Origin of the sequence: Vogesella indigofera, assembly GCF_003633895.1 — a bacterium.
GTDB lineage: Bacteria > Pseudomonadota > Gammaproteobacteria > Burkholderiales > Chromobacteriaceae > Vogesella > Vogesella indigofera.
In genome coordinates this window covers 144,289-166,531 of record NZ_RBID01000019.1, presented here as the reverse complement: position 1 = coordinate 166,531, position 22,243 = coordinate 144,289, and the positions used below count along the sequence as shown (strand labels likewise).

General features: G+C 66.9%; 17 protein-coding genes. 6 read left to right on the top strand and 11 right to left on the bottom strand.

The genetic code is table 11. The features are described from left to right. Window positions 1–14: 14 nt before the first annotated feature. Window positions 15–989: a prenyltransferase gene (locus C8E02_RS16235; RefSeq protein ID WP_120812538.1), complete on the bottom strand. Its 975-nt coding sequence runs from the start codon at window positions 987–989 to the stop codon at window positions 15–17. 31 nt (window positions 990–1,020) lie between these two features. Next, window positions 1,021–1,494: a hypothetical protein gene (locus C8E02_RS16230; protein WP_120812534.1), complete on the bottom strand. Its 474-nt coding sequence runs from the start codon at window positions 1,492–1,494 to the stop codon at window positions 1,021–1,023. Between the two features lie 219 nt (window positions 1,495–1,713). Between C8E02_RS16230 and C8E02_RS16225 the strand changes: the two genes are divergently transcribed. Next, the gene (locus C8E02_RS16225; protein ID WP_047968035.1) at window positions 1,714–2,757 is read left to right on the top strand and encodes a sensor domain-containing diguanylate cyclase; all 1,044 of its coding nucleotides are present in this window, start codon (window positions 1,714–1,716) and stop codon (window positions 2,755–2,757) included. A 145-nt stretch (window positions 2,758–2,902) separates the two neighbouring features. Here C8E02_RS16225 and ruvC read toward each other — a convergent pair whose 3' ends face one another. From ruvC to amgK, 3 genes are all read right to left on the bottom strand, one after another. Further along, a complete protein-coding gene (ruvC, locus tag C8E02_RS16220; RefSeq protein WP_047968036.1) occupies window positions 2,903–3,433 on the bottom strand; it encodes a crossover junction endodeoxyribonuclease RuvC in 531 nt (176 codons plus the stop codon). After that, window positions 3,430–4,131, bottom strand: coding sequence for an N-acetylmuramate alpha-1-phosphate uridylyltransferase MurU (murU, locus tag C8E02_RS16215; protein ID WP_120812531.1), 702 nt, complete (start codon window positions 4,129–4,131; stop codon window positions 3,430–3,432). The genes ruvC and murU overlap by 4 nt, the downstream gene beginning before the upstream one ends. A gap of 66 nt (window positions 4,132–4,197) precedes the next feature. Further along, window positions 4,198–5,244 (bottom strand): N-acetylmuramate/N-acetylglucosamine kinase AmgK, encoded by a 1,047-nt coding sequence (gene amgK, locus C8E02_RS16210; RefSeq protein ID WP_120812527.1) that lies wholly within the window; start codon window positions 5,242–5,244, stop codon window positions 4,198–4,200. A gap of 116 nt (window positions 5,245–5,360) precedes the next feature. On the opposite strand from amgK, the gene C8E02_RS16205 reads away from it, so the two are divergent. From C8E02_RS16205 to C8E02_RS16190, 4 genes are all read left to right on the top strand, one after another. Continuing rightward, window positions 5,361–7,523 (top strand): LPS-assembly protein LptD, encoded by a 2,163-nt coding sequence (locus C8E02_RS16205; RefSeq protein ID WP_425452002.1) that lies wholly within the window; start codon window positions 5,361–5,363, stop codon window positions 7,521–7,523. After that, a complete protein-coding gene (locus tag C8E02_RS16200) occupies window positions 7,523–8,803 on the top strand; it encodes a peptidylprolyl isomerase (protein ID WP_047968040.1) in 1,281 nt (426 codons plus the stop codon). The genes C8E02_RS16205 and C8E02_RS16200 overlap by 1 nt, the downstream gene beginning before the upstream one ends. 78 nt (window positions 8,804–8,881) lie before the next feature. Continuing rightward, a complete protein-coding gene (gene pdxA, locus C8E02_RS16195; protein ID WP_120812583.1) occupies window positions 8,882–9,856 on the top strand; it encodes a 4-hydroxythreonine-4-phosphate dehydrogenase PdxA in 975 nt (324 codons plus the stop codon). Window positions 9,857–10,069: 213 nt separating this feature from the next. After that, window positions 10,070–13,915, top strand: a complete 3,846-nt coding sequence (locus C8E02_RS16190; protein WP_120812521.1) for a DUF3683 domain-containing protein — start codon at window positions 10,070–10,072, stop codon at window positions 13,913–13,915. Window positions 13,916–13,986: 71 nt separating this feature from the next. Here the strand turns inward: C8E02_RS16190 and C8E02_RS16185 are convergent, their stop codons facing one another. Then, entirely contained in the window at window positions 13,987–14,769 is a 783-nt protein-coding gene (locus tag C8E02_RS16185; RefSeq protein ID WP_211329270.1) for an EAL domain-containing protein, read from the bottom strand. Window positions 14,770–14,934: 165 nt separating this feature from the next. Here C8E02_RS16185 and C8E02_RS16180 point away from each other — a divergent pair, with 165 nt between their 5' ends. After that, complete coding sequence (locus C8E02_RS16180; RefSeq protein WP_170152177.1) at window positions 14,935–15,471, top strand: cysteine hydrolase family protein; 537 nt, start codon at window positions 14,935–14,937, stop codon at window positions 15,469–15,471. Window positions 15,472–15,541: 70 nt separating this feature from the next. Here C8E02_RS16180 and C8E02_RS16175 read toward each other — a convergent pair whose 3' ends face one another. From C8E02_RS16175 to C8E02_RS16155, 5 genes are all read right to left on the bottom strand, one after another. Beyond that, complete coding sequence (locus C8E02_RS16175; protein ID WP_120812513.1) at window positions 15,542–15,907, bottom strand: nuclear transport factor 2 family protein; 366 nt, start codon at window positions 15,905–15,907, stop codon at window positions 15,542–15,544. Window position 15,908: 1 nt separating this feature from the next. Beyond that, window positions 15,909–17,294: a nicotinate phosphoribosyltransferase gene (locus C8E02_RS16170; RefSeq protein WP_120812510.1), complete on the bottom strand. Its 1,386-nt coding sequence runs from the start codon at window positions 17,292–17,294 to the stop codon at window positions 15,909–15,911. Window positions 17,295–17,348: 54 nt separating this feature from the next. Continuing rightward, window positions 17,349–19,094, bottom strand: a complete 1,746-nt coding sequence (locus tag C8E02_RS16165) for a sensor domain-containing diguanylate cyclase (protein WP_120812508.1) — start codon at window positions 19,092–19,094, stop codon at window positions 17,349–17,351. A gap of 452 nt (window positions 19,095–19,546) precedes the next feature. Next, window positions 19,547–21,376: a glutamine--fructose-6-phosphate transaminase (isomerizing) gene (gene glmS, locus C8E02_RS16160; protein WP_120812505.1), complete on the bottom strand. Its 1,830-nt coding sequence runs from the start codon at window positions 21,374–21,376 to the stop codon at window positions 19,547–19,549. Then, on the bottom strand, window positions 21,377–22,159 hold the full coding sequence (locus C8E02_RS16155; protein ID WP_245961181.1) for a DeoR family transcriptional regulator: 783 nt from the start codon (window positions 22,157–22,159) through the stop codon (window positions 21,377–21,379). It abuts the gene before it with no gap. Between the last annotated feature and the right edge of the window lie 84 nt (window positions 22,160–22,243).

Genomic DNA, 22,243 nt, shown 5'->3' with positions numbered 1-22,243 from the left:
CCGCAGCGCGGCGCTTAACAGGACAGGATGACGGCCAGCGCCAGCGGATAAAGGTTGGCCGCGGCAATGGTCTGGATGATGGCAGGGCGCAGCTGCGCCGGTTGCGCCGCATTGTGCCACAGCGTGACGGCCGCCCGTGCCGGCAGCGCCCACAACGGCAACAGCAGCATGGCCCACAACGGCAGCAGGCCGACGGCAATCGCCACCAGCAGGCTCAGCAAGGCCAGCGCCACCAGCAGCAGGTAGCCGTAGCGCGCCTGCTGCGGCGCCAGCCGCACCACCCAGTGGCGCTTGCCGGCCAGCGCGTCGGCGTCGCGGTCCGGAAACTGGTTGATGTACAGCAGCGCAGCCGCCAGCAGGCCGTAGGGCAAGGCCGCGGCCAGCATGGACAGCGACGGCGCGCCGCTCAGCAGCACCTGCGCGCCCAGCGGCAGCAGGGTGAAGCACAGCAGCACGCACAGCTCGCCTAGGCCGCGGCTGTTCAGCCGCAGCGGCGGCGCCGAGTAGCCCCAGCCCAACACCACGCCGATCACGCCGATGGCCAGCAGCCACGGCCCGCTCAGCCACACCAGCAGCAGGCCGCCGGCGATCACCAGCGCAAACAGCCCCTGCGCCAGCCGCGCCATGTCGCGGCGGCTGAGCAGCGCGTCCTGGATCATGCGGCTGCCGCCGGTAAACGGAAACTGCCGCGCCACGTTGGCCGCATCGCTGCCGTTGTCGTGATCGGCCACGTCGTTGATCACGTTGACCGCCGCGTGGCACAGCAAGGCCAGCAGCAGCGCCAGCGCCGCTTGCGGCCAACGTTGCCACAGCGCATCGACGCCGCTGCCGGCGATGCCGAGCAGCACGCCGCCGAGGGTCAGGGTCAGGAAGGCCGGGCGGGTGGCCAGCAGCCAGCGCGCGGCACGGCCGTCAGGGCGGGAGCGGTCGGGTGGCGGCGGGCAGGTGGTGGCAGGCATGGTGTCGGAGGTGGAAGGCAGATCCAGCAAGCATAACGCAAAGCCGGCGCGCGGCCTTGCCTCAGAAGCGCCAGCCGCCGTGGGCGCCGACCACGCCGGCCAGCAGTGCGCTCAGCGTCAGCGCCAGCAGGCCGACATGCAGCCGCTGCAGCAGGCGCATGGTGCCGGCCGGGTCGTGCTGCGAACGCCGTTTCAGCCAGCGGTGGATGAAGAACGGCTCCAGCACGAACAGCATCAGCAGAAACGGCAGCCACGCCGCCAGCATCAGCTGCAGCCAGCCGGTGTCCAGCAGCCGCGCCCAGCCGTCGCTGGCGTGCAGCATCCACGCGCCGCTGGCCAGCGCCAGCAGCACCCACAGCCGCGCCTGCGCGCCGAAGCGGTGCTCGACGTCCTCGAACATCGCGTACTGCTGCTCAGGCGGGAAACGGCGACCGATGGCCGGAATCAGCACCGTGGTGACGAAACCGACACCGCCGACCCACATCACGATCGCCAGCACGTGCAGCGCGCGGGCGATGGCATAGTCATTCCACATCGCAGGCTCCAGACAGTTAAGGTTGGCCGCAGTGTGCCACGCGGCGCGGCAGCCGGCCTTGGGCTGGCGCAATAAAACGCAGGGCCGGCCAATGTCGGCGCGGTGCCAGGGCGCGGCCTGACCCAGCGCGCGGCAAACCGCTCTTGCCTGAGCGCTGTCTTTCGGCCGCCTGTTCCGCTACAGTGCGCAGCCATCACAACTTCGTGGAAGCCGTTCGGCATGGACCCGATCCTCTCGCAACTCTCGCTGTCCCTGAATACGGCCCGGACCATCGATCAGCTGATTCGCCCGGTGCTCGAGATGCTGGGCAACATCACCGGCATGGAGTCCACCTACCTCACCAATATCGAGCTGGGACAAGGGCTGCAGCATGTGCGCTACGCACGCAACAACGGCGAGATGCAGATCCCGGAAGGGCTGAGCGTGCCGTGGGAAGACACCTTGTGCAAGCGCTCGCTGGAAACCGGCACCCTGTCGACCAACCAGGTGAGCACGCTGTGGGGCGACTCCGCTGCGGCGCGCCAGCTCGGCATCAAGAGTTATATCAGCGCACCGGTACGCAGTGGCGACGGCGGGCTGCTGGGCACCCTGTGCGCGGCCAGCGTCCGCGCGGTGACGATCAGCGCCGAAACCGAAACGCTGCTGCAGCTGTTTGCCAACATCGCGGCCAACTTCATCGAACGGGAAATGCTGCTGGAAAACCTGCAGCGCGCCAACGCCAAGCTGGCCACTTATGCGCTGACCGACCCGCTGACCGCGCTGCCCAACCGCCGCGCGCTGTTCGACGAACTGGAGCGGTTGCTGGCGCAGGCGGTGCGCACCGGCAGCAGCATCCTGGTGGGGGTGATCGATCTTGACGGCTTCAAGCAGATCAACGACCGCCATGGCCACCAGGCCGGCGACGATTTTCTGCAGGCGATCGCACAGCGCCTGCAATCCGGTTTGCGCGCGACGGAAATGCTGGGGCGGATGGGCGGGGACGAGTTTCTGTTCATCGGCCCGGGGCCGGCATGGCCGGGTGGCGGCGCGCCGGGGGCACTGATCACGGAGGGCGAGCCGGCCAGCGCGGCACGCGCGCTGCAGCAGCGGCTGTCGGCGCTGACAGCCGGCGACTACCAGCTGGCCGGCCACCGCGTCGTCTACGGCGGAGCCAGTGTCGGTGTCGTGCCGCTGGCCCCGTTCGGGCTGCACAGCGCCGACGCCGTACACCTGGCCGACAGTGAAATGTATGTGGTGAAGCAGGCCAGAAAACAGCGCGCCTGAAACGGCGCCCATCGCGGCGCGTGATTTCAGCGCGAGATCAGGGGCGAGCCGGCCCGGCGTGATCGGCCGCGACACGGGTGAGCAACGCGGCGGTGTCGATGCACTGACACCCCGCCTGCGGCCGGGGTTGGCCGCAAGCCGCCGCTCACACCAGCCGCCCGCCCTTCACCTTGTAGCCGAGCTTGGCCAGCTGGCCGATGGCGCCGCCGCTGTGGTTGGCGTGGGTCAGCGCCACCGCCAGCGCGTCGGCGGCGTCGGCCTGCGGCGTGCCGGACAGGTTGAGCATGGTCACCACCATGAACTGCACCTGCTCCTTCGGCGCCTTGCCCTGCCCCACCACCGACTGTTTCACCTGCAGCGCGGTGTACTCCGCCACCGGCAGCTCCTTCATCACCAGCGCCGTCATGCAGGCGCCGCGCGCCTGGCCCAGCATCAGCGTTGCCGCCGGGTTGACGTTGACGAACACCTGCTCCAGCGCCGATTCGGTTGGCTGGTAGGTGGCGATCACGTCGTGGATGCCGTGCACCAGCACCTTGATGCGCTCGGCGAGGCTGGCGCCCTGCGGCGTGCGGATGGCGCCGGAGGCGACGTACAGCCGCTGGTTGCCGACGATGTCGATGACGCCGAAACCGGTGATGCGGCTGCCGGGGTCGATGCCGAGGATGCGGCGTTTCACGCCGACAGCCAGCCTTGCGCGATGGCGTCGGCCTCCGCCAGCCGCTCGGGCGTGCCGACGTCCAGCCACAGTCCGTCGTGGCGGGCGCCAGTCACCTGCCCGTGTGCCATGGCCGCGCGCAGCAGCGGCGCCAGCTTGGCCGGCTGGTGGGCCGGAATGGCGGCGAACAGCGCCGGGTGATACAGGCCGATGCCGGAGAAGGTCAGGCCGATGCCGTCGCTGGCATTGCCGGACAGATGACCATCCGGCAGCAGGCCGAAATCGCCCCCCGGGTGGTGCGGCGGGTTGGCCACCAGCAGCAGGTGCGCCAGGTGGCGCTCGCCATCCAGTGCGGCCAAGGTTGGCCGCAAGGCGGCGAAGTCGACATCGGTGAGCACGTCGCCGTTCACCACCACGAACGGGGCATCGCCCAGCAGCGGCAGCGCGGTGGCGATGCCGCCGGCGGTTTCCAGCGCGCTCTTCTCGTGCGAGTAGGCCAGACGCACGCCGTAACGGCTGCCATCGCCCAGCGTGGTTTCGATCTTGTCGCCCAGCCAGGCGTGGTTGATGACGATATCGCTAAAACCGGCGGCAGCCAGGTGCTGGATATGCCAGGCAATCAGCGGCTGCCCGCCTACCGGCAGCAGCGGCTTGGGGGTGTGGTCGGTCAGCGGCCGCATGCGTTGGCCGCGGCCGGCGGCGAGGATCATTGCTTTCATGGGGTCGGCTTCCTGACACCGGCTGGCAGCGGCCACGCCTGCGGCGTGACCGGCGCCAGGCCGGGTTTACTGGTCGGACGAGATGCGGGTATGGCTGAACACCGAGCCGATGCTGTCGTCGTTGTCGTCCTCGTCGAGGCCGACCAGCTCCACCAGCAACTGGAACAGCGGCTGCAGCTCGTGATAGCGGCGGCTGGTCTTCTTCAGGTACTTGATGAAGCGCGGGATCTCGGCGCGGTACTTGTCCTTGCCGTCGCGGTGGTAGAGGCGGGCGAAGATGCCGGCCACTTTCAGGTGGCGCTGCACGCCCATCCACTCGAAATCGCGGTAGAAGTCGTCGATGGTGGCCGCCACCGGCAGGCCGGCGGCACGCGCCTTTTCCCAGTAGCGGACGGCGATGTCGAGCACGAATTCCTCGTCCCAGCCGATGAAGGCGTCGCGCAGCAGCGACACGATATCGTAGCTGACCGGGCCGTACACCGCGTCCTGGAAGTCGAGCACGCCCGGCTTGCCCGGGGTCAGCATCAGGTTGCGCACGATGTAGTCGCGATGCACATAGACCTTGCCCTGCGCCTCGATACGCGGCAGCAGCACCTGCAGCGCCGCGTCCCACAGCTGGCGCTGGGCGTAGGTCAGCGGCTTGCCCAATTCCTTGGCCACGTACCACTCCGGGAACAGGTTCAGCTCGCGGGTCAGCAGCGCGTGGTCGTAGTCCGGCAGTACGCCGGGCTGGCTGATCTTCTGGATCTCAATCAGGGTATCCACCGCTTCCAGCAGCAGGTGCTTGCGCACCATTTCCCATTCATCGTGCTGCAGTGCCGCCAGCAGGGTGATGGTGCCGAGGTCTTCCAGCAGCATGAAGCCCTGCTCGCGGTCGCGCAGCAGGATCGCCGGCACGTTGGCCGCCGGCGCAAACAGCTCGCGCACGCTGACGTAGGCGTCGGTGTTCATCTTTTCCGGCGGCGCGTCCATCACGATGCGGGTGCTGCCATCGGGGAAGGTGGCACGGAAGTAACGGCGGAAATCAGCATCGGCGGCGGCGAATTCCACCGTGATGGTCTGATCGGGAAACTGCGTGGCCAGCCACGCTTTCAGGGCTTCGAGTCGCTGCATAGTCGCGTATATCGGCAAATTGGGTACAATGACGCGATTGTAACCGCTTTGACCGCGCCCCAACATGGCCGGCTCGACTTCTTCCGATGCAGACACGCTTCCGTTTGACGCCCGTGATGGCGGCCTTGCTCCCCCTGTTCCTGCTGCCGCTGGCGCAGGCGGACTCCCTGCCGGCGGGCACGCTGAGTGTCGAATCCGACACCCTGAGCGGCCAGATGGACGTCGAGCTGAAGGCCAGCGGTCAGGTGAAGGCCACCCGCGACGACCAGACCGTCGAGGCCGACTGGCTGGAATACTTCGTCCAGCGCCAGCAGTTGCGCGCCGGCGAGCGGGTGCGGCTGACGCAGGCGGACGGCCAAATCGAGGCGGAGCAGCTCGACTACCTGCTGGGCGAGCGCAGCGGCAGTGCCAGCAACGCGAGCTTCAGCTTCGGCCGCGACGGCAAGACGCTGCGCGGCAATGCCGGCAAGCTCGAATTCCAGGGCAAGGACAACTACCGCCTGCGCAGCGCACGCGCCAACACCTGCGATCCCAACGACGACTCCTGGTACCTGAAGGCCAGCACCATCGACCTCGACTACGGTCGCAATGTCGGCGTGGCGCGCAATGCGCGGGTGGAATTCCAGGGCGTGCCTATCTTGTACACGCCGTGGATCGACTTCCCGCTGGACGGCGGCCGCAAGAGCGGCCTGCTGTTCCCGACCATCAGCACCGGCAGCGACGGGCTGCAGGTGTCGCTGCCCTACTACTGGAACATCGCGCCGAACTACGACGCCACCATTACCCCGCGCTACATCGAACAGCGCGGCATGATGCTGGGACTGGAAGGCCGCTACCTGCTGCCGGACGCCCAGGGCCAGCTGTATACCGAGCAGTTGCCCGACGACAAGAAAAGCGAGCAGAGCCGCTTCCTGTGGAAGGGCGAACACGTGCAACAGCTGGCACCGGCGCTGAGTGCGGGCGCCAACGGCGCCTACGTGTCCGATGACGACTATTTCGACGACTTTGGCGACCGCGTCAGCAGTGCGGCCAACGTCAACCTCAAGCGCGAGGCCTGGCTCAGCTACCGGCCGGAGTGGGGCTCGGTGACGCTGAAGGCGCAGCGCTACCAGACGCTGCAGGACGAGAACGGCACGGTGGAAGAGCCGTACGCGCGCCTGCCGCAGCTGAGCATCAACGCCCGCCAACAGTTCGCCGGTTTCAGCAGCAACCTCGAAAGCGAGCTAACCCGCTTCAGTCACAGCAGCAAGCAAGAAGGCACGCGGCTGGTGGCCTACCCCAGCCTGGGCTATGCCATCGAACGGCCGTGGGGCTTCCTGCGCCCGAAAGTCGGCGTCCACTTTACCCGCTACGAACTGGCCAACAGCGACAGCAGCCAGACGGTGCGCAGCGACGAACGCACGCTGCCTATCGTCAGCCTCGACAGCGGCCTGTACTTCGAGCGCGACAGCACGCTGTTCGGCCGCGACATGAACCAGACGCTGGAGCCGCGCCTGTTCTACGTGAAGATCCCGAAGGTCGATCAGTCCAGCCTGCCCAACTTCGACACCTCGGAAAACGACTTCAACTTTGCGCAGCTGTTCACCGAAAACCGCTTCTCCGGCCACGACCGCATCAATGCGGCCAACCAGGTCACCGCGGCGCTGACCAGCCGCTATCTGGACAAGGAAAACGGGCTGGAACGGCTGCGCGTCGCCATCGGCCAGCGCTTCTACCTCAGCCGCGACGACATCAGCCTCGACGGCAGCAGCAGCGAACGCAGCGAGGCCGGTTCCGACCTGCTCGTGACCGTCGGCGGCGACCTCAGCCACAGCCTGCGGCTGGACGGTTCCTACCAGTACAACCAGGCGCTATCCAAGACCGAACGCTACAATGCGCAGCTGCGCTACAACCCGGCACCGGGCAAGACCGTCAGCGTGCGCTACCGCTACGGCCGTGACGAGCTGATCGGCAGCGGCAGCGAGCGTGACACCTTGCGCCAGATCGATGTCGCCGGCCAGTGGCCGATCGCGCCGCGCTGGTACGCGGTGGCGCGGCAGAACTACTCGCTGCGCGACAAAAAAGCGTTGGAGCAACTGGCCGGGGTGGAGTACAACGATGGCTGCTGGAGCATGCGCGTGGTCGGCCAGCGCTACGTCACCGACCTCGACAAGACCAAGAATGCCGTGTTCCTGCAACTGGAGCTGAAAGACTTCAGCAGCGTCGGCAGCAATCCGCTCAATGCCCTGCGACTAGCCATTCCGGGCTACAGCCCAATCAACGAGACAACAGGTAACTGATGAAACAGCTCCTTCTTGCCGCGACCCTCGCCCTCAGCCTGGCCACCCCGGCCAGCGCTGCCGTGCAGACCGCCGACCGCATCGTCGCCGTGATCAATAACGGCGTGATCACGCTGAGCGAACTGCAACAGCGCGAAGCCGAAATCACCGCCAGCCTGAAACGGCAGAACGTGGCACTGCCGCCGGCCAGCGTGCTGTCGCGGCAGGTGCTGGACCTGATGGTCAACGAGCAGCTGCAGCTGCAGTACGCCGCCAGCAACGGCCTGCGCGTCAGCGAAAGCGAAATCGACCAGACCCTGCAACGGCTGGCGGCACAGAACAAGACGGACCTGCAGGGGCTGTACGCCCGCCTGCAGCAGGACGGGCTGTCACTGGAGCAGTTCCGCAAGAGCCTGCGCAAGGACCTGCTGCTGGACCGCATCAAGGAACGCGAGATCGTCGGCCGCGTCAATGTCACCGACAGCGAGGTGGAGCAGGTGCTGAAGAGCACCCAGGGGCTGTCCAACGCCGAGTACCGGCTGGCGATGATCCAGCTCAACATACCGGAACGCGCCGATGCCGCGCAGATTGAGAAACTGCGCCAGCGGCTGCAGGAAGCACAGCAGGCGATCCGTAACGGCCAGTCGTTCGCCGAAGTGGCCGCCCGCTACTCCGAAGCCGCCACCGCGCTCAGCGGCGGCGACATGGGCTGGAAAGGCGCCAGCGCGCTGCCGCCGGACTTCATCCAGCTGCTGGACAGCATGAAGGTCGGCGACGTCACCGACATCGTGCGCGCCAACGGCAGCCTGTTCCTGTTCAAGCTGTCCGACAAGCGCAACAGCGCCGGCGAGCAGCTGGTGCAGCAGCACAAGGTGCGCCACATCCTGATCAAGACCAACGAAGCCACCTCGGAAGCGGAAGCCAAGGCGCGCATCCTGCAAGTGCAGGACCGCCTGCAGCGCGGCGCCAGCTTCGAAGCGGTGGCACGCCAGTTCTCGGAGGACGGCAGCGCCTCGCTCGGCGGCGATCTGGGCTGGCTCAACCCCGGCGATACGGTGCCGGAATTCGAGCGCGCCTTCAACGCGCTGCAAGCCGGGCAAAACAGCGAGCCGGTACGCAGCCCGTTCGGCTGGCACCTGATCCGGCTGGAAGAAGTGCGCAGCCAGGACGTGTCCGGCGAACGCGCCAAGCTGGCGATCAAGCAGCAGATCCGCCAGCGCAAGGCAGAGCAGAACTACAACGACTGGTTGCAGCAACTGCGCGCCGCGGCCTTCATCGATGACCGGCTGATCGAAAAATAACCCCCAAGGCCGGTGCTCGCACCGGCCTTTTTTATTGCTGCCCCTTTCATTGCTGCCCTTTTATTGCTGAAAGCCGCCATGTCCACCCCGCTCCCCCTCCTCGCCGTCACCGCCGGAGAACCGGCCGGCATCGGCCCCGACCTGGTGCTGCGCCTGCCCGAGCTGGCGCTGCCGGCGCGCTGCGTCGTCATCGCCGACAAGACCCTGCTGCAACAGCGCACCGCCGCGCTGGGGCTGGACGTGCCGCTGGTCGACTACCAGCGCGCGCAGCCCGCGCCGGCCGGGGCGCTGGAGGTGTGGCACGTGCCGCTGGCCGCGCCCTGCCGGCCGGGGGTGCTGGATGCGGCCAACGGCCGCTACGTCTTGGCCACGCTGGATGTCGCCATCGCCGGCTGCCTGAGCGGCGAGTTTGCCGCCATGGTCACCGCGCCGGTGCACAAGGGCGTGATCAATGACGCCGGGGTGGCCTTCTCCGGCCACACCGAGTACCTCGCCGAGCACACCGCCACGCCACTGGTGGTGATGATGCTGGCCGGGGCCGGCATGCGCGTGGCGCTGGCCACCACCCACCTGCCGCTGCGGCAGGTAGCCGATGCCATCACCCGCGATAGCCTCGCCGCGGTGATCCGCATCCTGCACGCCGATCTGGTCACCAAGTTCGGCATCGCCGCGCCGCGCATCCTGGTCGCCGGCCTCAACCCGCACGCCGGCGAGGGTGGCCACATGGGCCGCGAGGAAATCGACGTCATCGAGCCAACGTTGGCCGCATTGCGTGGCGAGGGCATGAACCTGATCGGGCCGCTGCCGGCCGACACCCTGTTCAACCCCGACAAGCTGGCGCAGGGCGATGCGGTGCTGGCGATGTACCACGACCAGGGCCTGCCGGTACTGAAGCACGCCAGCTTCGGCGCCGGCATCAACATCACGCTGGGCCTGCCCATCATTCGCACCTCGGTCGATCACGGCACCGCGCTCGATCTCGCCGCCACCGGCCGCGCCGACCCCGGCAGCCTGTTCGAGGCGGTGCGGCTGGCCGCGCAGCTCGCAACCTGAGCCCCCCCATTGTCCCCCGCTGGCGGCCAACCCTGGCCGCCAGTTGCCGTGCTGCGCCCGCTAAAAAACGGCCCGCGTTATTTGCATAATGCCGACAATATCCAATCACTAACGGTTATATCAGCCTGACGTTAGCGGCATTTTTCGCGGCGCAGCATTTGCGGTAAAATCGCGGCAACTCTCCACAAATAATCGCCGAAGTTCAGGGACATAATGAGCGCCACCACTCACACACGCGTGCGGGAAATCCCGTACAACTACACCTCATATTCGGATCGCGAGATCATCATTCGCCTGCTGGGCGAACCGATGTGGCAATTACTCGAAGAGCTGCGGGCAGAACGGAAAACAGGCCGTTCTGCCCGTATGCTTTTCGAGGTGCTGGGCGACATCTGGGTGGTGGACCGCAACCCCTATCTGGTCGATGACCTGCTGGACAATCCGCAACGCCTGACCGCACTGGTCGGCGCGCTGCGTCACCGCCTCGGCGAAGTGGACAAGCGCCGCGACGGCAACGACAAGGTTGGCCGCATGATCGCCGCCGCCTACCAGGCGGTGGACAGCTTCGAGCAGCAGTTCGGCGAGACGCGCGAGCTGCGCGCCGCCATCCTCAAGCGCTTCGGCAAGATCACCCGCCGCGACAACATCCTGTTCGACGGTCTGGCGCGGGTGTCGCACGTGACCGACGCCACCGACTGGCGCGTGGAATACCCGTTCGTGGTGCTGTGCCCGGATACGGAAGCCGAGATCGCGCCGCTGGTGAAAGCCTGTATCGAGCTGGAGCTGACCATCATCCCGCGCGGCGGCGGCACCGGCTACACCGGCGGCGCGGTGCCGCTGGACAAGCGCTCGGCGGTCATCAACACCGAGAAGCTGGATCGCCATGTCGGCGTCGAATACATCGCCCTGCCCGGCCTCGACGGCAAGCGCGCCACCATCCAGTGCGGTGCCGGCGTGGTCACCGCCCGGGTATCGGAAGCGGCCAGCGCCGCCGGCCTGGTGTTCGCGGTGGACCCAACCTCGGCAGAAGCGTCCTGTATCGGCGGCAACGTGGCGATGAACGCCGGCGGCAAGAAGGCGGTGCTGTGGGGCACCGCGCTGGACAACCTCGCCAGCTGGAAGATGGTCGATCCGGATGGCAACTGGCTGTTTATCGAGCGCATCAACCACAACTACGGCAAGATCCACGACGTCGACGTCGCCAGCTTCCGTGTCAGCCGCCTGCAGGACGACGGCCAGACCGTGATCTCCAGCGAACAACTGGACATTCCCGGCCGCAGCTTCCGCAAGGTCGGCCTCGGCAAGGACGTGACCGACAAGTTCCTGGCCGGCCTGCCCGGCGTGCAGAAGGAAGGCACTGACGGCATCATCACCAGCGCGCGCTTCGTGCTGCACAAGATGCCGGCGCACACCCGCACCGTGTGCCTGGAATTCTTCGGCACCGTCGCCGAAGCCACCCCGGCCATCGTCGAGATCACCGACTACTTCAAGCCGAACGGCGCCGGCGTGCTGGCCGGCGTGCAGCTGGCCGGCCTCGAGCACCTCGACTGGCGCTATGTGCGCGCCGTCGGCTACGCCACCAAGGCCAAGTCCAAGGGCCGGCCGAAGATGGTGCTGATCGCCGACATCGTGTCCGACAACGAAAACGCGGTGGCCGAGGCCGCCAGCCAGGTAGTGCGCTACGCCAACGCCCGCCACGGCGAAGGCTTCATCGCCGTCACTCCCGAGGCGCGCAAGACCTTCTGGCTGGACCGTTCGCGCACCGCCGCCATCGCCCGCCACACCAACGCCTTCAAGATCAACGAAGACGTGGTGATCCCGCTGGATCGCCTCGGCGACTACAGCGACGGCATCGAGCGCATCAACATCGAGCTGTCGATCGCCAGTAAGATCAAGCTGCTGGGCCAGCTGGCCGAGTTCTTCCACGGCCGCCTGCCGGTGGATACCGAAGGCGGCACCCTGTCCGCCGACGAGCTGATCGGCGACCGCCGCGAGACCGCGCTGGAGCTGATCACCGCCGTACAGCAACGCTGGCAGTGGCTGCTGGACAACCTGGACACGCCGCTGGCGCAGTACCGGCAAGGTTGGCCACAAGCGCCGCTAGAAGACGCTGCGGCCAACCTTGAGGCCAGCGTGTTCACCGCGATGCGCGACTTCAAGCTGCGCGTCAGCTGGAAGCGCGAGCTGCAGGCCGATCTGGAAGCGCTGTTCGCCGGCAAGGCCGACAGCCCCATCATCGAAGCCATCCGCCTGATCCAGCAGAAAGTGCTGCGCGGCCGCGCCTTCGTCGCGCTGCACATGCACGCCGGCGACGGCAACGTGCACACCAACATCCCGGTCAACTCCGACGACTACGAGATGCTGCAGACCGCGCACCGCGCGGTGGAACGCATCATGAAGCTGGCGCGCTCGCTCAACGGCGTGATCTCCGGCGAGCACGGCATCGGCATCACCAAGCTGGAATTCCTCACCGAAGAGGAAATCCAGCCCTTCCGCGACTACAAGGCGCGCGTCGACCCCAACGGCCACTTCAACAAGGGCAAGCTGCTGCCGGGCGCCGACCTGGCCATGGCCTACACGCCGTCGTTCTCGCTGCTGGGCGCAGAATCGCTGATCCTGGAGCAGTCCGACATCGGCCAGATTTCCGATTCGGTGAAGGACTGCCTGCGCTGCGGCAAGTGCAAGCCGGTGTGCTCCACCCACGTGCCGCGCGCCAACCTGCTGTACTCGCCGCGCAACAAGATCCTCGGCGTCGGCCTGTTGACCGAAGCCTTCCTGTACGAGGAACAGACCCGCCGCGGTGTGTCGCTGAAGCACTTCGAAGAGCTGTCCGACGTCGCCGACCACTGCACCGTGTGCCACCGCTGCGTGAAGCCGTGCCCGGTGAAGATCGACTTCGGCGACGTGTCGGTGGCGATGCGCAACTTCCTGCGCAAGACCGGCAACAAGAAGTTCAACCCCGGCACCGCGCTGGGCATGGCCTTCCTCACCGCCAAGGACCCGGCCACCATCAAGACCATCCGCAGCGGCCTGGTCGGCGGCGCCTACAAGCTGCAGCGCCTGGGCAACCGCATCGGCAAGAAGCTGGGACTGACCGGCAGCCAGACCGCGCAGCCGCCGGCGACGCTGGGCAAGGCGCCGATCAAGGCGCAGGTGATCCACTTCATCAACAAGCCGATGCCGGGCGGGCTGCCGAAGAAAACCGCGCGCGCACTGCTGGACGTGGAAGACGGCAACGTGATCCCGGTGATCCGCAATCCGAAGGACAGCGAAGACGCGGAAGCGGTGTTCTACTTCCCCGGCTGCGGCTCGGAGCGCCTGTTCAGCCAGGTCGGCCTCGCCACCCAGGCGATGCTGTGGCACGTCGGCACCCAGACCGTGCTGCCGCCGGGCTACCTGTGCTGCGGCTACCCGCAGACCAGCGCCGGCTTCAAGGACAAGGGCGACGAGATCACCACCGAGAACCGCGTGCTGTTCCACCGCATGGCCAACACGCTGAACTACCTCGACATCAAGACCGTGGTGGTCAGCTGTGGCACCTGTTACGACCAGCTGGCCAACTACCGCTTCGAGGAGATCTTCCCCGGCTGTCGCATCATCGACATCCACGAATACCTGATGGAAAAAGGGCTGAAGCTGGACGGCGTCGGCGGCCAGAAGTACATGTACCACGACCCGTGCCACACCCCGATGAAGGCCTACCAGCCGATCAAGGTGGTCAACGAGCTGCTCGGCGGCGGCGTGGTACAGAACGACCGCTGCTGCGGCGAATCCGGCACCTTTGCCGCCAGCCGTCCGGACATCGCCACCCAGGTGCGCTTCCGCAAGGAAGAGGAGATCAACAAGGATCTGGCCAAGCTCGGCGACAGCGACAAGCCGGTGAAGATCCTGACCTCCTGCCCGTCCTGCCTGCAGGGTTTGAGCCGCTACAGCGACGACACCGGCACCCAGGCCGACTACATCGTGGTGGAAATGGCCAAGCACCTGCTGGGTGACAACTGGATGAAGGACTACGTCGACAACGCCCGCAACGGCGGCATCGAACGCGTGCTGCTGTAAGGCGGCAGCCCGGCAAAAGGTTGGCCGCAAGCCCGTTACCGGCTTGCGGCCAACCTTTTTTCATTCATGGCTCACAGCTCGCGCCGCACCGGCAGGAAGCCCGGCCGCCCGAGGTAAAAACCCTGGTACAGCTCGACGCCGAGGCCGCACATCGCACGGTACTGCGCCTCGGTCTCGATGCCTTCCACCAGCATGCGGCTGCCGACCTCCCAGCCCAGCTGCAGCACCGCCGCCAGCTGGCCGTTGTCGCCCTGCATGTAGTCCAGCAGCAGGCTGCGGTCGATCTTGATGATGTCCGGTCGCAGCGCGCGCACCCGGCCGTGACCGGAGGCCATGGCGCCGAAATCGTCCACCGCGATGCCGAAACCGGCCGCTGCCGCCGCACCCAGCGCCGCCGACAGCGCGCCGTCGCCCTCTTCCACCTCGTACTCCACCACCTCCAGGATCACGCGGCCGTTGTCGATGCCCAGCTGCTGCAGCCGTTGCAGCATCAGCGCGTAGTTGCCGCCATAACCGGCCTCATGCACCACCGTCAGCGGCAGCAGGTTCAGCGTCAGGCAGCCCGGCTCGGCACTGGCGGCGAAGTTGCGGATGTGGATCACCCGTGCCAGGCTGTCGGCGTCGATCTGCTGCAACAGCGGCAGGCTGGCGAAGAAACGGTCTGGGCGCACGCTGTCGCCGGCCGCGTCGTGCACCCGCAACAGCGCCTCGTGGCCGAACACGCCGCCGCTGCGGTAGAAGATCGGCTGGAAACAGCTCTGCAGCCAGCAACCGGCAAACTGGGCGACATAGCGCTGCGCGGTGTCGCGCTGCAGGTGCTGTTCGAATGCCTGCTGACTATCGAGTCGTGCCATCATGCCTCCGTCGCGGGGTTGGCCATCAACTCAGCATAGCAAGGCGCTGCCGCCGCCGACAGCACGATGACATCCCGGGCCGCAGCCGCAGACGCTACACTGTGCGCCATGGCCGCGCGGCATGCGGCCAACCTTGCCACCCCGTTGCCGAAGGAGTCTTGCCTGATGTCTGCTACCGCACTGCTGGTCATCGATTTCCAGTATGGCCTGATCGAGCTGGCGCCGCGTGCCACGCGCGGCGCCGAGACCCTGGCCAGACTCAACCGCCTGATCGCCCACGCCCGCGCCTGCGGCCACCGCGTGCTGTTCATCCAGCACCACGAGGCCGAGCTGCCACGCGGCAGCGAGGCGTGGCAGCTGCATCCGGGCCTGCAGCGCCAGCCGGATGACCCGGTGATCGAAAAAACCGCCGCCGACAGCTTCCTCGACACCAGCCTGCGCCAGTACCTGGACAGCGAGGAGATCGAGAACCTGTGGGTCGGCGGCTACGCCAGCGACTTCTGCGTCGACACCACCGTGCGCCGCGCCGCCTCGCTCGGCTACGCCGTCACCGTGGTCGCCGACGCCCACACCTGCAAGGACCGTCCGCACGCCAGCGGCGAGACGCTGGTCGCGCACCTGAACTGGCTGTGGGCCAATCTGGCGGTACCCGGCAACGCCATCCGCGTGCTGCCGCTGGCCGCCTTGCAGAGCGAGCGCTGAAACGGCAGGCCGAAAAAAAGGTTGGCCGCACTGCCAGATGGCGGTGCGGCCAACCTTTACCGACGGGTGCTCAGACGCTGGCGTCGAGTCGCATCTCCCCCATGATGGCGGACGCATCCCTGATGCGGCCGTCGCTGACGCGGTAGATCATGGTCATCGCCTGCGTGCCGCGGCCCTCGGGAAAATTGCGGGTCACGATCTCGTCGTCGATCACCACCTCGCCCAGCACCACGCGCCGCAGCAGCCGCGCGTGCAGGTCCGGCTCGGCGAAGCGCTGGCGCATGCGTTCGCGCAGTTCCTCGCGGCCTTCGGCCACCAGCGTGGCCGGATAGACATACATGCGTGCATCCGCGGCGTAGCAGGCCAGCAGCGCGTCGAGATCGCGCGCGTTGTAGGCCTCCAGTTGTGCCTGTACCACTTGTTCGGGGCTCAGCATGTCAGTGCGCCAGATGGGCGGCGGCGCGGGCGCGGATGGTGGCGAAATCCTCGTCCAGCAGCAGCTTGCCGTTTTCCCACACCACGCGCATCTGCAGGTCGGCGTCGCTCACCCGCTCCAGAGTGTTGACGCCCCAGGCGCCGCGGCTGTCGCGCGCCGCCACCACGCGGCCGCCGAGCGAGCGTTTGCCGGGGTCGGTGACCGGGTCCTTGAACACGTCGCGCCACTGGCCGCCGACACTGATTGCCGAGCACTTCAGCGCCATCTTGTGGGTGTCGCGGTCCAGCTTCTGCAGCAGCTCGGCGCCCATGCCGAAGGCAACGTTGTCGGCGCTGTAACCCAGTTTGGCCAGCCTTGAGAGGATGGCGTCGATGCTGGCCAGATTGACGCCGTCGCCCTGGATCACGCGCACATGGTTCAGCACGCGGTAGCCCTTGCTGTTCAGCGTGGTGCCGAAGGCGGCGGCCAGCCGGTCGATGACCTCGGCCACCACCTGCACCGGCTCGCCGGAATCAGGGCGGATCACCACCGTGGCGCCGCTGTCTATCACCTGCTGGCGCAGCCGTTCGCCCCACAGCTCGCTGACGGCGTGGAAGACGTCGTAGCTGTCGCTGACCACCGCCAGCAGCGCACCGGGCCTGGCGAAGTGCTGCAGCATGTTGCTGAAGGCATACCCCTCCTGCGGCCGGCCCCAGGCGGTGATGGTGGCGTGCTCCGCCGCCGGAATCGAGAACGCCGCACACGGCTCGTGGTAGTGGCGGCGCGCGGCGACCAGCGCCGCCAGCGTGTCGCTGCCCATGAAATTCACCAGATGGGCGAGGCCGCCGATTTCCGAACTCTCGTAGCTGGATACGCCGCGCGCGCCGAAATCGTGCAGCTTGAACGGCAGGCCGGACAGGTCGTCGGCGGTCTGCGCCAGATAGCGGCGGATGATTTCCTTGGCGCGGAAGCTGCGCGTGGCGACCGAGATCGGGTACCACACCCGCAGCAGCGCGGTCTCCAGGAAGGACACCACCCAGAACAGCTCGGGGTCGGTGGATTCGATGGTGACCATCGGCACCCCGGTCGGGATCAGCTCGCCCTCGGCCACCGCGCGGATGCGCACCGGCCAGTAGCCGTGGTGCCGCTTGACGATGCGTTCGAAGCCGGCGCGGTTGAACGGCAGGCCGTGCAGCGCGGCCAGTGCCTCCGCCTCGTCGATATGCGCCAGGGTGATGCGCTGGCTGAGGTAGTCCTTCAGCAGCGCCTGCAGGCCGAAAAACAGCACGTGCGAGGCGGTGCCGCCACGCGCGGCAACGTAGGAATACATGCCGTCGGTGCCGGGCGGATACTGCACCCAGTGACTGAGCTTGTAGGAATCGCTATTGAGAATGGGATTGACGGTCATGGCGGCGCACACACGGGACAGGAACCTGCAGCATACCCGCGCCGCCCGCATCTGTCATAACGCGGCCGGCTGGCCGGACGCCGCCTCGCTGCCGGCGGTGGCGGCAAACGGCTGCAGCCCCTGCCCGTCATGCAGCCACACCGCGCCGCCACCCTGCGACTTGGCGCGGTACATCGCCTGATCGGCCTGCGCCAGCAACGCCGTGGCCGTCAGCGCATCGCCGTGGAAACAGGCGACACCGAAGCTGGCGCCGACCGCCAGCGGCGCTGCCGCCGGCTGCGGACACATGATGGACACCGCCTGCTGCAGGCGCTGCAGCAAGGCGGCCAGTACCGCCGCATCGCCGCAGGCCGGCAGCAGAATGGCGAATTCGTCGCCGCCCCAGCGCCCGACCAGGTCGCCGCTGCGCACCGCTCGGCTCAGCCGCGTGGCGATGCGGCACAGCACTTCGTCCCCGGCCTGATGCCCCAGCCGGTCGTTGACCTGCTTGAAACCGTTCAGGTCGGCAAACACCAGCGCCAGCGGCGTACCGGCCACGCGGCTGGCCTGCAGCGCCCGCTCCAGCTGCTCGTTGAACAGCGTGCGGTTGGCCAGCCCGGTCAGGCCGTCAAAAAAGGCCAGACTCTGCAACTGGCGCTCCGATTCCTTGATGCGGCTGATGTCGGTAAACACCCACACCGTTTCCGCGCCGCCGCCGGTGTCCTGCACGCGCGATACCGACGCCAGCACCGGCAACGGCATGCTGCCGCGGCGGGCGATGCGCAACTCGCCCTGCCAGTGGTGGCGCTCGCCGAGCAGGCTCAGCAAGTCCCGGCCGCGCAAGGCGGTATCCGCCCCCGGCAGCAGGAACGACGGCGGCGCCGCCAGCAGTGCCGCCTCGTCGCGACCGGCGATGCGGCACAGCGCCGGATTCACATACAGCCAGCGCATGTCGCCATCGGCAATCGCCACCGCCTCGGAGCTGTGCTCGACCGCCAGCTGCGCCAGTTGCAGCTGGCGCTGCAGCTGCTTGTGCTGGGTCATGTCGATCACCGTACCCCACAGGTGGTCGATGGTGCCGTCCGGCAGGCAGTGGATATGGTTGCGTTCCAGCAGGTCGCGGATGTCGCCATCCGGGCGGATGATGCGGTATTCGATGTCGAACGGCTGCTGCAGCGCCATCTTGGCGTCCAGCTCCGCGCGCACCCGCGCCCGGTCGGCAGGATGCACGCGCTCGAAATAGGCGCTCTCGGTGGCGCGGAAGGTTGCCGGATCCGTGCCGAAAATGCGGTGCACCTCGCGGCTCCAGTCCAGCCGGCCGGAGGCCATCTGCAGCACCCACGAGCCGATGCCGGCGTCGGCTTCCGCCGTTTGCAGCAGCTTCTGCGCCAGATAGTGATGCGGCTGGTCGGTATTCTGCCGCGACGGCGGTCGCAGCGTCAGCAGCACCAGCGCGTCCTCCGGCAAGGCGGCGGCATCGATCACCATGCGCTCCAGCCCGGCGCGGTAGCGCACCTGGCGCAGGCCCAGGCTGCCGACAAAGCGCGAGTGGCGGGAAAACAGCGTCGCCCACACCGGGCCGTAGCCGTCGCTGTCCGGCAACACGATCTGTTCCAGCCGCAGGCGCCGCACCTCGGCCGCCGGCAAGTCCAGCAGCTGGCACAGCTGGCGGTTGGCAAAGCGGATACGGCCGTTGCGCTCGACCAGCAGCACCGGATCGGCGGCGCCGTCCAGCCAGCGCCGGTAACGCCGCAGCTGCCGGGTGCACCATAGCGCCCAGGCCGCCAGCGCCAGCACCGTCACCACGGCCAGTATCTGCATGCTGAAGCCCTCTTTACTACCGAAAAGGCTTATTAGAACACATCATGACGCAACAATATTGCATTGCCATGCGGCAACGGGCACGACCATCGTCACCACGGCCCCCCCCGCCAAGACAAGGTTGGCCGCAAACCGGCAAGGGCTTGCGGCCAACCTTGGGCACGATGCCGTGGCCAGCCGCCGGTCTGTTGCCCTCCGGCCTCCTTCCGCCACGGCCAGCCGCAGCAACACGGAAGTGGGCAGGCCCGAATGTTTACGCAACACAGGCTACAGCGGGACGTAGCGAGCAAGGCTGTCTTGCATCGAGCTGCAGCCCTCGTTCCACAGCACCGTTCCCTCTGACGACGCCGCCAAGCGCCGAATTGAAAAAGCGAAGGGGCCATAACGGCCCCTTCGCTTTGCTCAGACGCTGGCGGATTTAATTTGCCATTGTCTTGTACATTCAAGCATTTTTATTCAACTGTTACACTTTTTGCCAAGTTACGCGGCTTGTCGACGTCGGTACCGCGCGTCAGCGCCACGTGGTAGGCCAGCAGCTGCACCGGGATGGAGTGCACGATCGGGCTGAGCACGCCGACGTGGCGCGGGGTGCGGATCACGTGTACGCCGTCGGAGTCGCTGAAGTGGCTGTCGTCATCGGCGAACACGAACAGCTCGCCGCCGCGGGCGCGCACTTCCTGCATGTTGGACTTCACCTTCTCCAGCAGCGCGTCGTTGGGGGCGATCACCACCACCGGCATGTTCTCGTCCACCAGCGCCAGCGGGCCGTGCTTCAGCTCGCCGGCCGGGTAGGCTTCGGCGTGGATGTAGGAGATTTCCTTCAGCTTCAGCGCGCCTTCCAGCGCGATCGGGTAGTGCAGGCCGCGGCCGAGGAACAGTGCGTCGTTCTTGGCGGCGAACTGCGCCGACCAGGCGGTAATCTGCGGCTCCAGGTTCAGCGCGTGCTGCACGCTGCCCGGCAGGTGGCGCAATTCGGCCAGATACTGCGCCTCCTGCTCGGCAGTCACGCGGCCGCGCACCTTGCCCAGCGTCACCGCCAGCGCGAACAGGCTGACCAGCTGGGTGGTGAATGCCTTGGTGGAGGCGACGCCGATCTCTGCGCCGGCGCGGGTGTAGAACACCAGGTCGGAGGCGCGCGGAATGGCGGATTCGCGCACGTTGCAGATCGACAGCGCGTGGCGGTGCCCCAGCGACTTGGCGTATTTCAGCGCTTCCATGGTGTCCAGCGTCTCGCCGGACTGCGAGATGGTCACCACCAGGTGCTGCGGATCGGCGAAGGCGTCGCGATAGCGGTATTCGCTGGCGATCTCGACATCGCACACCACACCGGCGATGCTCTCGATCCAGTACTTGGCGGTGAGGCCGGCGTAGTAGCTGGTGCCGCAGGCGAGGATTTTCACGCCGGTCAGCGTCGGCAGCACGTTGGCCGCAGCGGCACCGAACAGTTCGGCGCTGAAACCGTCGTCAAGAATCGCCTCGATGGTGTCGGACAGCGCCTTCGGCTGCTCGTGGATTTCCTTCTGCATGAAGTGGCTGTACGGCCCCAGCTCCAGCGAGGCCAGCGACACGTCGGAGACGTGCACCTTGCGCTCCACCGGCTGGTCGTCCTTGTCGATCAGCGTCACGCCGTCACGGGTCAGGCGGCCGATGTCGCCCTCTTCCAGGAAGATCACGCGGCGGGTGGCGGACAGGATGGCGGAGACGTCAGAGGCGATGAAGTTTTCACCGTCGCCGAGGCCGACCAGCAGCGGGCAGCCCATGCGCGCGCACACCAGTTCGTCCGGACGGTCCAGCGCGATGACGCCGATGGCGTAGGCGCCGGTCAGCTCGCGGGTGGCCTTGTGCACGGCACGGAACAGGTCTTTTTCTAGCAGGTAGTACTGGTGCACCAGGTGGGCGATCACCTCGGTGTCGGTCTGCGATTCGAAGAAGTAGCCGGCGGCCTTCAGCTCGGCGCGCTTCTGTTCGTGATTCTCGATGATGCCGTTGTGCACCACCGCGATCAGGCCATGCGATACGTGCGGGTGGGCGTTGTACTCGGTGACGCCGCCGTGGGTGGCCCAGCGGGTGTGACCGATGCCCAGCTCGCCGTGCACATTGTCCGCCACGGCCGCGGCTTCCATTTCCGCCACGCGGCCAACGCGGCGCACGCGGGTGATGTCGCTGCCGGCGTGCACGGCGATGCCGGAAGAGTCATAACCGCGATACTCGAGGCGCTTCAGGCCCTCGACCAGTACCGGAACGATATCGCGCGAAGCAATCGCGCCAACAATGCCACACATTCATTTTCTCCTTGGCGTTTCGCCGACGGCGGCGCAGATCACCTGCACGCCGCGCGCGGCAATCTGGGTACGGGCCGCATCGCTGAGGCCGTCATCGGTAATCAGGGTGTGAATCTGCTGCCACGGCAGCTCGAGATTCGGAATCTTGCGGCCAACCTTGTCAGACTCGGCCATGACGATCACTTCGCGTGCCGCTTCGGCCATCACGCGCGACAGGCCGACCAGCTCGTGAAAGGTGGTGGTGCCGCGTTCGAGATCGATGCCGTCGGCACCGACAAACAGCTGGTCAAAGTCGTAGGAGCGCAGCACCTGCTCGGCCACCTGGCCCTGGAACGATTCGGAATGCGGGTCCCAGGTGCCACCAGTCATCAACAGGGTCGGCTCGTTTTCGAGTTCGCGCAGTGCGGCAGCCACATTCAGCGAGTTGGTCATCACGACGAGGCCCTGCTTCGGCGCCAGTAGCGGGATGACGGCGCAGGTGGTGCTGCCGCTGTCAATGATGATGCGATTGTGGTCTCGGATGCGCTCGGCTGCGGCGCGGGCAATCGCCATCTTTCGTTGCGAAACTTTTTCGGCATCGGCGCTCACGATCTCGGCTGGCAAGGCCACCGCACCACCATAGCGGCGCAGCAGCAGCCCGCTGGTTTCCAGCAGCGCAAGATCCTTGCGGATGGTGACTTCGGATGTGTCAAAACGGCGGGTCAGGTCATCGACGCTGACTTCACCGTGTTCCTGCACCAGGGCCACAATCGCGTGACGACGCTGCTGGGTGTTTCGCTTCATCAGATTAAGTTTCGTTTCAAAAGTTTTATGATGATAACAGTGCGAAATCTGTGCCGCAAGCCTGCAAGCGTATCTGCACCGTCA

Bases quoted from the DNA above. Each gene is read 5' to 3' on its own strand.
- amgK (WP_120812527.1), bottom strand. From the start codon at position 5,244: ATGCAGCGACTCGAAGCCCTGAAAGCGTGGCTGGCCACGCAGTTTCCC.
- murU (WP_120812531.1), bottom strand. From the start codon at position 4,131: ATGAAAGCAATGATCCTCGCCGCCGGCCGCGGCCAACGCATGCGGCCG.
- C8E02_RS16185 (WP_211329270.1), bottom strand. From the start codon at position 14,769: ATGGCACGACTCGATAGTCAGCAGGCATTCGAACAGCACCTGCAGCGC.
- C8E02_RS16180 (WP_170152177.1), top strand. From the start codon at position 14,935: ATGTCTGCTACCGCACTGCTGGTCATCGATTTCCAGTATGGCCTGATC.
- C8E02_RS16205 (WP_425452002.1), top strand. From the start codon at position 5,361: ATGGCGGCCTTGCTCCCCCTGTTCCTGCTGCCGCTGGCGCAGGCGGAC.
- C8E02_RS16230 (WP_120812534.1), bottom strand. From the start codon at position 1,494: ATGTGGAATGACTATGCCATCGCCCGCGCGCTGCACGTGCTGGCGATC.
- C8E02_RS16225 (WP_047968035.1), top strand. From the start codon at position 1,714: ATGGACCCGATCCTCTCGCAACTCTCGCTGTCCCTGAATACGGCCCGG.
- C8E02_RS16200 (WP_047968040.1), top strand. From the start codon at position 7,523: ATGAAACAGCTCCTTCTTGCCGCGACCCTCGCCCTCAGCCTGGCCACC.
- C8E02_RS16155 (WP_245961181.1), bottom strand. From the start codon at position 22,159: ATGAAGCGAAACACCCAGCAGCGTCGTCACGCGATTGTGGCCCTGGTG.
- pdxA (WP_120812583.1), top strand. From the start codon at position 8,882: ATGTCCACCCCGCTCCCCCTCCTCGCCGTCACCGCCGGAGAACCGGCC.
- glmS (WP_120812505.1), bottom strand. From the start codon at position 21,376: ATGTGTGGCATTGTTGGCGCGATTGCTTCGCGCGATATCGTTCCGGTA.
- C8E02_RS16165 (WP_120812508.1), bottom strand. From the start codon at position 19,094: ATGCAGATACTGGCCGTGGTGACGGTGCTGGCGCTGGCGGCCTGGGCG.
- C8E02_RS16190 (WP_120812521.1), top strand. From the start codon at position 10,070: ATGAGCGCCACCACTCACACACGCGTGCGGGAAATCCCGTACAACTAC.
- C8E02_RS16170 (WP_120812510.1), bottom strand. From the start codon at position 17,294: ATGACCGTCAATCCCATTCTCAATAGCGATTCCTACAAGCTCAGTCAC.
- C8E02_RS16175 (WP_120812513.1), bottom strand. From the start codon at position 15,907: ATGCTGAGCCCCGAACAAGTGGTACAGGCACAACTGGAGGCCTACAAC.